Genomic DNA, 11649 nt, shown 5'->3' with positions numbered 1-11649 from the left:
CGACGTAGCACGGCAGGACGTGTTCGATTCCATCGAGATGTTCTACAACCCAAATCGTAAGCACACGAACAATGGCATGCTGTCACCGGTTGACTGAGCAGAAACTACGAGCACCTCACGATGAGCAAACTCTGGAAGTTCGAACTGTTGAGGTTGCCGGCAAGGCGTCTCAAATTAGCGCACTGAAACTACCATCTGGCTCACGAAAATGCGGCTATACATTCTTGCGTTCTAAGCGACTTGCGAGCGGACGAAGTACTATGAAGCCAACAATCGCCACACATAGATTGAATACAAGGTGGATCACCGCAACGGCCATATCATCCGACGCTATATTCGTTTCGACCCATTCTGCAACCCAAGGCATAATGGGTACAAAAGCCGCGACGCCTAACACGTTAAATATCAGATTTGCGATTGCTGACCTTCTTGCGACAGTGCCCATACTGAAGGAACTGATGAGCGCCGTTGACGTCGTCCCGATATTCGTACCCACGATAACAAAAAGCACATCGTGAAATCCGATTAAGTTTTGTTGCACAGCAATGATAGAAAGGCCCACCACGACGCTACTCGATTGCAGCAGCGCTGTCGCGAGGATGCCAATGGCGAAAGCGATCAAGGGATTTGTGGCATAGGCCATCCATTCTGCGACTTCAGTGTTTTCCTTTAAGGGCAACACAGCATCACTGATCAATTGCAGGGCCAGAAGAATGACACCAAGGTAGAGGATCGAGCGGCCAAACAGCGACGCTTTTCCAGGCAGAAATGACACCGCAACGCTCAAAATAATGAGAAGTGGCCCAATCATAGTCGCATCAAGTGCGACCAACCAGGCAGTGGATGTCGTCCCAACATTTGCGCCCAAAAAAACAGGAAGGCTATCGCGAAAACTGATTGTTCCAACTTCAACCAATGCCACTGCGATCCCCGATACAGCGCTTGACGACTGCACCAGTGCAGTAAGGCCTGCGCTTGCAAAAAAGGTTACGAGTGGGCGCGATGTGATCCGCGACAAAGCCATGCGCAGGGCCTCTCCGCCGGCTTCCTGCACGTCCTTGCTGAAACCTCTGAGGGCATACACGAAGAGTACGACAGCCGCTGCTACAGAGACAAATACTTCAAACACGGAAAATTCCGTCACTGGACCCTCTCCATCTGCTGTCAGTTCAGATAATTAGACCAGAACCGTGTCGCTGTCATGCTCGAACGAATGTGACGCGTCGATGCCAAGTTGGGCGAAGTTGTCAAAGTGGCTGAACATGGCGCTTGCGTTGACAACCAGAGGCACGACAGTAATTGGTTTTACTGCCGCAGCATTCGACCGGACTATGCACATTGCCATCACACGGTTTGCCAAAATGCTGCGCCAAGTGCGAACGGCAGGAATGCAAATGCCGGATCTCAGTGTAAACCGACCCCCTAATGTCTCTTATGGGCCGTTCGTGTCGAACGGCCCAAACATTTAGATTTCAATAGCTTCCGCAATTGCCAACGCATCTTCAAGTTCAACACCCAAGTATCTTACCGTGCTGTCCATTTTCGTATGTCCCAGCAGAAGCTGAACAGCGCGCAGGTTGCCCATTTTCTTATAAATCTGAGTGACTTTCGTGCGTCGCATTGAATGTGTCCCATAGGCGGTCACTTCCAGCCCGATGGACGAAACCCAATCCCGCACGATGCGGGCATACTGGCGCGTTGAGATGTGAAGCCGCTCATGAAAACGTCCAGGCCAGAGATACTCGGACCCAATCATCAGCGGATTTTCCATCCACTTCGCCACGGAGCAGCGCGTGCCCTCGGAAAGTTCAAACCGGACCGGCTTTTGGGTTTTGCTTTGCAGCACCGAGGCCCGTTCTTTGATCCGTCCAGACGCCATGACATCGACGACTTTCATCCGCACAAGGTCACAGCCGCGTAATTTGCTATCGATAGCCATATTGAACAGAGCAAGATCGCGATGGTTCTCGGACAGTTCCAGCCTGACACGGATCGCCCAGACATGTTTGGGCTTCAGTGGCCGTTTTTGGCCAACGATGCGACCCTTGTTCCAAGCGGGGCGAAGTGCGCGAATGGCCGGCAAGTTTCGTGTTTGCATGACAGTTCCTCCGATCCGCCATGCCCTCCCACATCGACAACCCGACGTTGACACTGCATCTTATCACGAGAAGCTGCACTACATCCGAGGTCGGCGTAGAGCCCAAAGTCAATAATGCTGCGCGAAGCATGGATGACTGCATTGCGCTTTAACGATTTTTAGAGGGCAAAGAGGCACTTCTCAGTGACTGAGCTTCTGCGATGGCAACAAAGCCAAGTCAATATGGCGCTCACAAGCAACCACAATATCGGCCCATAACTGAAAGCCAAACAGTTGCGTCTAATCCAAAACATCCCGCCATGAGTGCTTTGGTTGAAAACCTACCATATGCTTAGCTTTCTTGTTGGAAAAGAATGTCTCGTTGGGTCCCATCTCGCCGCGCACTTCGACTCCCGAATAGAACTGCTTGATCACTTGATCCGAGGTGAGACCGACCGACATATCATTGTTCGATACGTTGAATACTTCGTAGCCCAAACCGTCCGTTTCTAGGCAGCAATCAACCATATGCCCCAGATCACGGGCATCGATATAGGCAAATATATTACGGCGACGAAGGGCCGGATCCTCTACGAAGGCCGGGAACATCTCGGCATACTCGTGCGGTTCAATCACATTGTTGATCCGCAGCCCATAGATGTCGACACCTGTGCGCGCCTGAAAGGATCGTGCCGTCATTTCGTTGCAGACTTTCGACATCGCATAGCTGTCATGGGGTACGGTTGGGTGGGTCTCATCAATCGGCACAAAATCCGGTTTTAGATCTCCGTCCGCAAAGCAAATGGCATAGGTTGTTTCGGAGCTTGCAAAGATCACCTTGGGTATGGCCAGCTTCGTTGCAGCCTCGATCACATTATAGGTGGTCAAAGTATTCTGGCGAAAACACTCGCCGTCTGTGCCTATCATGACGCGGGGTATGGCGGCAAAATGCACAACGGCATCATAGGTGGGGACCCCGGTGCCTGTGTCCAGTTCCCCGAACTCGACGAATTGGGACATGGCCCCGATGACTTGCCCAGCGTCGCAAAGGTCAATCAGCAACTCCGGACAGCCGAGACCCGAAGGCGTTTGATCGACATTCACAACGTGATGGCCCTGCTCCAATAAGTGCCGGATCGCCCATTTACCAGCCTTGCCGCTGCCGCCTGTAAAGAGAACTCGCATATTACCCTCCGATTTGATCACGTAAGTGTCGTCATAATTTGATCCTGATGAATGCCATTTGGACGATGGACCTCTCACGCAAACCGGTCAATCAGACCGTCATACCAACGCTTGCCTGCATCATGAATTGCGCTCCGATGGGCCGTGTTGCGGCACCGATTGCACGGGCCTTGCCGCCGATGCTTCCGCTTTCGATGCGAGGCTTGATAAGGCCACGTGTGTCTTGGGTCACGACATAGCGGCGAACACGGCTCACAAGGTCGTCGCGGACACTGGCAGGGAAGGCACCGTCGATCAGGATCGCTTCGAAATCAATGACCGAGCATGTGGACAGTGCGGCCTTGGCCAGTTCTTGGGCGGTCTGTCCGAGCCATGGGTCTACATACCGCGATAGGGAATGCCAGCTATCAGGGTCAGACCAAAGCTGTTGCGGGTCAAGATCGACCTCGCGAAGGCGTAACTCCAACTGATGGATCGATGCCATATCGACCAGCTGCATACTTTCACCGTGGGGGCCAATGCTACGCAGCGATCCAAGTGCGCCTGCATTGCCTTGGCGTCCTTCAAAGACGGAGTTGTTCAGAACAATTCCACCGCCAATGAATGCACCGATAAAGAAATAGGCATAGTCCTGAAATTCTTTTCCGCGTCCGTATGTGTGCTCGGCCTGACAGGCCGCAGTCGCGTCGTTTAACAAGTGTACAGGAAGTTGCGTTCGTGACTGCGCTTCCGCCTTCAGATCGATGCCTTCCCAAGGCGCGAACGCAGCAGATATGTCCATGGATGTGTCTGGCCAATTCCACATCTCAAATGGCGCCGCGATTCCAATGCCGCAAATGCGGTCAGCGTGATCGGAAGGCATCGCGTCCGTGATGCTTCGGACATTATCCTCAAGGAATTCAAATATATCTGCGGGGACGGGCACGGGGTAGGTCAATCGCCGCTCTTCACGCAGATCACCATTCAGATCGATCAGCACCAGATCGGTGGACCTGCGCCCGATCTTGAGGCCAAACGAGAACACCCCATTTGACGCCAACCTCATTGGGATTGATGGCTTTCCAACCTTGCCGCGCATGGGCTCTCCGCGTTCAAGGATTCCTTCGCCCTCAAGGCGGCGCAGGATGCTTGAAACAGTGGGAGGCGAAAGTTCTGCAAGCTTTGATAAATCGCTGCCCGGCATCGGACCATTGCGCTGCAACAGCGATAGCAAAAGCCGTTCGTTGTGATCGCGAACGCCCTTCTGGCTAAGGCCGGTGCTAATTGATCTGATGAGTCCGTCTTCCATAGAATGCACCATAGCAGCCTGAGAATACGGGTAAACACATTAATAAGAAAAGTTAACTAATTAATTGACAGGTGATTGAGAATCACATCACTTAGGGTCAAGCGATGGGAAAATTCTGGTCGCATCAACGTCGGGGTGGAGGCTCTGACTCATCAATTGTCTGGGAGGACATCATGAAAAAGTTGCTCATTGGCACTGCTCTTGCTGCCATTACATCTGCCGGTTCCGTTTTGGCTGACGGCCACGAAGTATCTGCCTGTCTGATCACTAAAACAGACACCAACCCATTCTTCGTTAAGATGCGCGAAGGCGCAGAAGCTGCTGCTGCTGAAGCTGGCATCACACTTCGTTCGTTTGCCGGTCAGGTTGATGGGGACCACGAGACTCAGGTTGCTGCGATTGAAACATGTATCCTTGATGGTGCATCTGGCATTTTGCTGACCGCATCAGACACATCATCCATCGTGGGTGCTGTGACACAAGCCCGCGATGCTGGTCTTTTGGTCATTGCCCTCGACACGCCGCTCGACCCCATTGATGCAGCTAACGCGACTTTCGCGACAGACAACTTTTTGGCAGGTGAACTGATCGGTCAGTGGGCTGCTGCACAACTCGGCGACGAAGCTGCGAACGCAAAGATTGCAATGCTTGACCTTGCTGTTTCCCAGCCAACTGTTGGTGTTTTGCGTGACCAAGGGTTCTTGCAAGGCTTTGGCATTGATCTGGGTGATCCTAACAAGTGGGGGGATGAAGATGATGCGCGGATCGTTGGTAACGATGTAACTGCGGGCAACGAAGAAGGCGGGCGCACCGCGATGGAAAATCTCCTCGCCGTCGATGCTGACATCAACGTCGTTTACACGATCAACGAACCGGCTGCTGCGGGTGCATATGAAGCCCTACGGTCTATCGGTCGTGAAGACGACGTTCTAATCGTATCCGTTGATGGCGGTTGCCCTGGTGTTCAGAACATCGCTGACGGTGTAATTGGCGCAACGTCCCAGCAATATCCACTGCGCATGGCGGCCCTGGGCATTGAAGCGATTGCTGCTTTTGCAGCGGGCGGAACAATGCCAGAAAACACACCGGGCAAGGACTTCTTTGACACAGGCGTCGCCTTGGTCACAGATCAGCCAGCAAACGGCGTCGAAAGCATCTCAGTCGCCGAAGGCACCGAGCTTTGCTGGGGCTAACCCAAACCTCCCGCATCTTATCTTAGGTGCAACACAAGGGGCGGGAAATTACCCCGCCCCTTTTTCAAAGTGGGGTATGTTCCCACAAGCTATCCAATTCACCACAAGGGGATCGAACAATGTCTGGCAACGCCGACGATTTTGAAGCCGCCATCAAGCCATCCGCAGCAGACACAGTGGCTTCGTTCACCGAGCGCAAAGGTTTTCTGGCGAGGTTGCAACACGCCTTGCATGTGAACCCTGCGCTTGTGCCGCTGTTCGTCCTCCTTGTCTCAATTTTCCTGTTCGCGCTTTTGTTGGGGTCGAGATTCCTCTCTCCCTTCGCGCTGACGTTGATCCTTCAACAAGTGCAGATCGTCGGCATCGTCGCTGCTGCTCAAAGCCTTGTCATCCTCACCGCTGGGATTGACCTAAGCGTCGGGGCTATCGCTGTCCTTTCAAGCGTCATCATGGGGCAGTTTACGTTCCGGTATGGTGTCCCTGTCGAAGTCGCAGTTGCGTTCGGCCTTGCATTCGGCACGATCATCGGTTCGGTCAACGGTTGGTTGGTTGCCGTGATGAAGCTGCCACCCTTCATTGTAACGCTTGGCATGTGGCAAATCGTTCTGGCGGCAAACTTCTTGTACTCCGCTAACGAAACCATCCGCAGCCAAGATATCGAACAAAACGCGCCATTGCTTCAGTTCCTTGGGTCCACATTCAAAATCGGTGCAGATGCTGACGGGCGCGGCGGGGCCACATTCACCTTTGGCGTAATCGCAATGGTCTTGATCTTTGCCTTCCTTGCTTATGCCCTCAAACACACGGCTTGGGGTCGACACATCTACGCAGTGGGCGATGACCCTGACGCCGCGCAGCTTTCAGGTGTGAATGTAAAACGCACCCTGATTTCGGTCTACGCAGTTACCGGCTTCATCTGTGCCATTGCGGGCTGGGCCCTAATTGGACGCATCGGTTCTGTCAGTCCGACCTCTGGCCAACTGCTCAACATCGAAAGCATTACGGCTGTGGTGATCGGTGGTATCTCACTCTTCGGTGGGCGTGGTTCAATTATGGGGCCGTTGTTTGGTGCCCTTATCGTTGGTGTCTTCACCCTCGGTCTTCGCCTTGCAGGGGCCGACGCCCAATGGACATTCCTTCTTATCGGCGCACTCATCATTGGCGCTGTCGCAGTAGATCAGTGGATCAGAAAGGTCTCGGCATGACGTTGACGGAAAACATCGCGAATGGGTCGATTGAACCCATCCTCAAGGGGCGTGGTTTGGTCAAACGCTACGGCAAGGTCACGGCTCTGGACCACTGCGATTTCGATCTCTACCCAGGTGAAATTCTTGCCGTGATTGGCGACAACGGAGCGGGTAAATCATCCCTGATCAAAGCCGTCTCTGGGGCCGTAATCCCAGATGAGGGCGAAGTATTCCTAGAAGGCAAACAGGTGAACTTTGCGTCACCCATTGATGCCCGCAAAGAAGGGATCGAAACCGTTTACCAGACCCTGGCCATGTCGCCGGCGCTGTCGATTGCAGACAACATGTTCATGGGGCGCGAAATTCGCAAACCCGGGTTTCGTGGCAAATATCTGCGACAGTTGGATCGGCCCAAGATGGAACAGGTCGCCCGTGACAAGCTGTCGGAGCTTGGCCTGATGACGATCCAAAACATTAACCAGGCGGTAGAAACGCTGTCAGGTGGTCAACGTCAGGGTGTGGCTGTCGCACGTGCTGCGGCCTTCGGGTCGAAGGTCATCATTCTAGACGAACCTACTGCAGCACTCGGTGTCAAAGAATCCCGCCGTGTGCTGGAGCTGATCCTTGATGTCCGGTCTCGTGGTATCCCGATCATTCTGATCAGTCATAACATGCCGCACGTGTTTGAGGTCGCCGATCGCATCCACGTGCATCGTCTTGGCAAACGTTTGTGCGTGATCGACCCCAAAGACTACACAATGTCGGACGCGGTTGCGTTTATGACAGGTGCGAAGGAAGCGCCGACCTGACGCTGATTAGACTTGGATCGCTCTGCGCCAATTCCCGAAACCGGTCATTGGCGCAGTCGCAGCAAAATGGCGCTTCGTCCCGCGCTACCGACCTTGGCCCCCATTTCCCTTGGTTTTTCGGCCAAACTTGTTAGATGCTAGCTGTGAGCCCCAACCTCCATTTTTGTCTGCGATAGCAATGTCTGCTAAAGGGTCAGATTATGAAACTTCTCTATCAAACTCATCCTCCATTTGCCCGCAAGACAATGGTATTTGCACATGAAATTGGGATAGAACTTCGAGATCCACCTTCCTTTGCGCACCATAGGCTGATGGGGGGCCGGCAATAGATGCCTATGAAAAGAACTGCGAATAATTAACATGGTTTCTTTCCCAAGAGTACAGATTTCCTTGGGCCCGCGCCCCGGAAAAAAATCGATCAAACGGCTGCAGGACCTAAACCTCACACATTGCTGTACCTTGCTAAGCGAACGCGAAGGCGCACCTCTGATCGCAAAGGTTTGCGCACAATTGGGTACTGCAGAGCGGCCCTGCGAATGGGTCTGGCTCCCTATCGAAGGCGGCAATCAGGAAGCCCTGCGCCAAACGGATATTCTCTCATTGGTCGAAAACTTGCGCGAGGCAATCGCCAATACTCCCGACGTTCACATATACTTGCATTGCTCTGCAGGCATCCATCGAACTGGTTTCTTTGCCTATATTTTACTAAGGTTGATGGGCCATGACAGCGCCGCAGCTTTGGGCGAACTCGCTGATCTACGGCACGTAACATCCAACCAAGTTGGGGAAGAGCGCATAGAGCTGGCCGATGAATTTGTTGCGAGTCTAGCAACTGCGCAATGATCGAAACCAGTCTAACCGTCAATGTGCGCTTGGTCCGCTTGGCTGACCTACACCACCAAAATGCTGTACCTGTGCGCCAACGGCTGGTTTCGGGAAGCTGCACCGCAGCGTTAGATGACCTGACGAGCGGCAGCTCTGGGCCGTTCGTTACTTGCAAGCTTATGCATGGCCCCAATTTGCAAAGCCCTCTATCTGCGCATAGCAGCCGTTAGTCCAGGGCGCGGCGAATTCACGCTCTCCGCCCCAAATGCTGAGCGATTAGCCAAACCATTGTAAGCAGCCGCTCTGAACATCAGCAAGTTTTCAGCTCATCAGGTTTGAAGCCTTGGATAGATGGCTTCATCCTTAGAACATAGATAGGTGGCCGACCTCTGTCCCGGAGCTACTCTCTACCTCCCCCACCAACCCACTACCATATCCCAAAAACACCACACAAATTTGACTGAGGTGGTGGAGTGCGCAAAGGAGGGCGGGTGCCGCCGAAGTACCCCCGCCTCTTCACCTCCAATTCGGGAGGGGATACCTAGCCTTGAGAATAGATATTCAAGTGCACGAAGCTTTTTCCACCAGTGAATGGGAGATCTTAACTGCCTTTGCATCAGGCATCTGTCGGGACCATCTTCAGTGCGTGGAGTGTTGCCCTCAAACGATATGGGGCCGAGCCGGTCAACTCAACTTACGATCGTCAATCAGCAGACCACCCACGCAGCCCGCGCCAGCGCTATCAGAACAGTGAGGGCTTTCCAGCTTCGAAATGCTGGTAAAGTGAACGCGACGTCTTCCATACCCGGGCTATTGCAACAAAGAATTGTTGGGGGGATAAGAAATGCGTTTAAATTCGCAAATCATTGATATTATTTGGGTAATTAATTTTTATGGTGCCCAGAAGAGGACTCGAACCTCCACGACCTTGCGGTCACTGGCACCTGAAGCCAGCGCGTCTACCAATTCCGCCATCTGGGCACGGGTGGTGAAGCGCGGTTTAAGCCCGCCCCACTAGGGTGTCAACATTCTTTTTAAAAAGAATATCCGCGCGGCAATCCTACACCTTGCCGGGGAGGCCTTGGACCGGTATCCCTGCCTCAAGAAAGCATGCATGAGGAGATACCCAATGCCCAAACTCGTGACCATTTTCGGCGGAGCGGGATTCCTGGGGCGCTACATTGCCCGGCGCATGGCCAAAGAAGGCTGGCGTGTCCGCGTTGCCGTCCGCCGCCCTAACGAAGCCCTACACGTCCGCCCATATGGCTCCGTAGGCCAGGTTGAACCGGTTTTTTGCAATATTCGCGATGACGCCAGCGTCCGCGCGGCCCTTTTGGGGGCAGATGCTGCAGTGAACTGCGTTGGCACATTCGACAAATCCGGCAAAAACAATTTCGACGCCGTTCATGTCGACGGCGCTGGACGCATCGCGCGAATCGCTTCTGAAGTTGGAATCGATCAACTGACCCATATTTCTGCCATTGGCGCAGACGCCGGATCAGATAGCCTCTATGCGCAGTCCAAAGCCGCTGGCGAAGCTGCCGTTCTGGAACACATGCCCGACGCCGTCATTTTGCGCCCGTCAGTGATGTTTGGCCCAGAGGACCAGTTTTTCAACCGCTTTGGCACCTTGGCACGTTATAGCGTCGTACTGCCGATTGTCGGAGCCAACACCAAGTTTCAACCGGTTTACGTTGATGATGTTGCCCAAGCCGCAGTCAAAGCCACCCTTGGCCAAGCTCAAGCTGGCTCATATGAGTTGGGCGGGCCTGACGTCAGCACCTTCCGCGAGCTGATGCACGAAATGCTCCGTACGATTCACCGTCGCCGCTTGGTTTTGAACATTCCGTTCTGGGCTGCGTCGATCATCGCACCTATTTCCGAAGTGGTAGACAAGCTGTCTATTGGCCTTATCCCTGCCCAAATCACTGGCGACCAAGTCCGCAGCCTCAAATCCGACAATATTGTTTCTGACGATGCCAAAGGATTTGCCGAACTTGGAATCAAACCAACTTCGACCGAAACCTTGTTGCCAGAATACCTGTGGCGCTTCCGCCCCTCAGGGCAGTTTGACGCGATCAAGGAATCTGCAAAGAACCTTCGCGTCTGACAACGCAAATAGGGGCCAACTGGCCCCCACAAAACACACCAACAAAAAGCCCCGCGCAAATTCGCAGCGGGGCTTTTTGTTAGTTAGGCCTGCGCAATCGCGTCAAGGTCTCGCCGTTACAGCACCCAGGGGGTGGCAGCGCCACAAGAGCAGCCTGTTGCGAAAGCCACTTTTCGCAAGCTTCAACCAAAGCACAGCCACGGCAGTGCGTGACCATTCGGGCATAGGCTTCTGGTGCCAAATTACCGGTCTGCATCTCTTCGCTCAGGCTTAGCCCCATGACGCGTGCTACACTGCGGGTCATAAAGAAATGGCGCATGGGATCGCCCAGTTCTTGTCTCATTCCTAAAGCTCCTCAAGCTCTGCTTTGATTTCTGCAAGACGGGGGCGATTGACGCACTTTGAAGGGAGATCGCGCACTTCGTCTTTTGGTTTGTTTAGCCATTTCCCGCAGCCTTCGGCCCAACCGCAGCCCCGACAGTGGGTCACGATGCTTGCCCAGTCTTTTTGTGACATGACATCCGCGTCTGCAGCTTCAACCAAGTCAATTCCGGTGGCCTTTGCCATGCGTTGAACCAACCAAAAATGTTCCATTTCCGGTCCAAGCACCAATTTGGGCGGCTGTTCGGTTTGCACACTCATTGTTGGTCACCCCGCTTAAGATTTGTAAACAGCTCAGTGTTTCGGCAATAATCCGGTGTTTCTGATGCAAAGCTATCCTTCGCCTTCAGCCATACCGAGCAGGCGTCAGGCCGTGTACAGCTGGCGCATCGCAATACGGCATCTTCTATTTCTGGGATGGTTATAGTGCCGGCAAAAGTCGCCTCTTCGAGGTCGATTCCTTGTGCGGCCGCCATGTCGTCAAGTAAGCCTGCGTGCTTCCGTAACGTACTTAAGTCATACATGTTCGAATCCCTCTTGATCCCGTTGGATAAGAGGTAAAATAGCGCTTGAGCCAAAATCTACCTTGATGCA

General features: G+C 53.5%; 12 protein-coding genes and 1 tRNA gene. 5 read left to right on the top strand and 8 right to left on the bottom strand.

What is annotated here, in order from left to right; translation table 11 throughout:
- Positions 1-214: 214 nt before the first annotated feature.
- The 4 genes from C8N36_RS21560 to C8N36_RS21545 all read right to left on the bottom strand — a co-directional run bounded on the left by C8N36_RS21560 (position 215) and on the right by C8N36_RS21545 (position 4550).
- Positions 215-1144 (bottom strand): Na/Pi cotransporter family protein, encoded by a 930-nt coding sequence (locus C8N36_RS21560; RefSeq protein WP_097806819.1) that lies wholly within the window; start codon positions 1142-1144, stop codon positions 215-217.
- A gap of 321 nt (positions 1145-1465) precedes the next feature.
- Complete coding sequence (locus tag C8N36_RS21555; RefSeq protein ID WP_097806820.1) at positions 1466-2098, bottom strand: tyrosine-type recombinase/integrase; 633 nt, start codon at positions 2096-2098, stop codon at positions 1466-1468.
- Between the two features lie 279 nt (positions 2099-2377).
- Complete coding sequence (locus C8N36_RS21550) at positions 2378-3262, bottom strand: NAD-dependent epimerase/dehydratase family protein (protein ID WP_097806821.1); 885 nt, start codon at positions 3260-3262, stop codon at positions 2378-2380.
- A 91-nt stretch (positions 3263-3353) separates the two neighbouring features.
- Complete coding sequence (locus C8N36_RS21545) at positions 3354-4550, bottom strand: ROK family transcriptional regulator (RefSeq protein WP_097806822.1); 1197 nt, start codon at positions 4548-4550, stop codon at positions 3354-3356.
- Between the two features lie 173 nt (positions 4551-4723).
- Between C8N36_RS21545 and C8N36_RS21540 the strand changes: the two genes are divergently transcribed.
- The 4 genes from C8N36_RS21540 to C8N36_RS21525 all read left to right on the top strand — a co-directional run bounded on the left by C8N36_RS21540 (position 4724) and on the right by C8N36_RS21525 (position 8582).
- Positions 4724-5743: a sugar ABC transporter substrate-binding protein gene (locus C8N36_RS21540; RefSeq protein WP_097806823.1), complete on the top strand. Its 1020-nt coding sequence runs from the start codon at positions 4724-4726 to the stop codon at positions 5741-5743.
- Positions 5744-5862: 119 nt separating this feature from the next.
- The gene (locus tag C8N36_RS21535) at positions 5863-6948 is read left to right on the top strand and encodes an ABC transporter permease (protein WP_097806824.1); all 1086 of its coding nucleotides are present in this window, start codon (positions 5863-5865) and stop codon (positions 6946-6948) included.
- 29 nt (positions 6949-6977) lie between these two features.
- The gene (locus tag C8N36_RS21530) at positions 6978-7739 is read left to right on the top strand and encodes an ATP-binding cassette domain-containing protein (RefSeq protein ID WP_097806862.1); all 762 of its coding nucleotides are present in this window, start codon (positions 6978-6980) and stop codon (positions 7737-7739) included.
- Positions 7740-8099: 360 nt separating this feature from the next.
- On the top strand, positions 8100-8582 hold the full coding sequence (locus C8N36_RS21525; protein WP_110767973.1) for a protein-tyrosine phosphatase family protein: 483 nt from the start codon (positions 8100-8102) through the stop codon (positions 8580-8582).
- Positions 8583-9458: 876 nt separating this feature from the next.
- On the opposite strand, the gene C8N36_RS21520 is transcribed toward C8N36_RS21525, so the two are convergent.
- Positions 9459-9545, bottom strand: a tRNA-Leu gene (locus C8N36_RS21520).
- A gap of 148 nt (positions 9546-9693) precedes the next feature.
- On the opposite strand from C8N36_RS21520, the gene C8N36_RS21515 reads away from it, so the two are divergent.
- Positions 9694-10674, top strand: a complete 981-nt coding sequence (locus tag C8N36_RS21515; RefSeq protein WP_097806827.1) for a complex I NDUFA9 subunit family protein — start codon at positions 9694-9696, stop codon at positions 10672-10674.
- Positions 10675-10753: 79 nt separating this feature from the next.
- Here C8N36_RS21515 and C8N36_RS21510 read toward each other — a convergent pair whose 3' ends face one another.
- Genes C8N36_RS21510 through C8N36_RS24595 form a run of 3 tightly spaced genes read right to left on the bottom strand, consistent with a single transcriptional unit; the run spans position 10754 to position 11579 of the window.
- Complete coding sequence (locus C8N36_RS21510) at positions 10754-11017, bottom strand: DUF6455 family protein (protein WP_097806828.1); 264 nt, start codon at positions 11015-11017, stop codon at positions 10754-10756.
- Between the two features lie 2 nt (positions 11018-11019).
- Positions 11020-11316 (bottom strand): DUF6455 family protein, encoded by a 297-nt coding sequence (locus C8N36_RS21505; RefSeq protein WP_245911022.1) that lies wholly within the window; start codon positions 11314-11316, stop codon positions 11020-11022.
- Entirely contained in the window at positions 11313-11579 is a 267-nt protein-coding gene (locus C8N36_RS24595; RefSeq protein ID WP_097806829.1) for a DUF6455 family protein, read from the bottom strand. Before C8N36_RS24595 ends, C8N36_RS21505 begins: the two co-directional genes overlap by 4 nt.
- Between the last annotated feature and the right edge of the window lie 70 nt (positions 11580-11649).

Origin of the sequence: Pelagimonas varians (genome assembly GCF_003208435.1) — a bacterium.
Lineage (GTDB): Bacteria > Pseudomonadota > Alphaproteobacteria > Rhodobacterales > Rhodobacteraceae > Pelagimonas > Pelagimonas varians.
The sequence above is the reverse complement of the archived record's forward strand: the minus strand, read 5'-3'. Positions and strand labels throughout refer to the sequence as shown.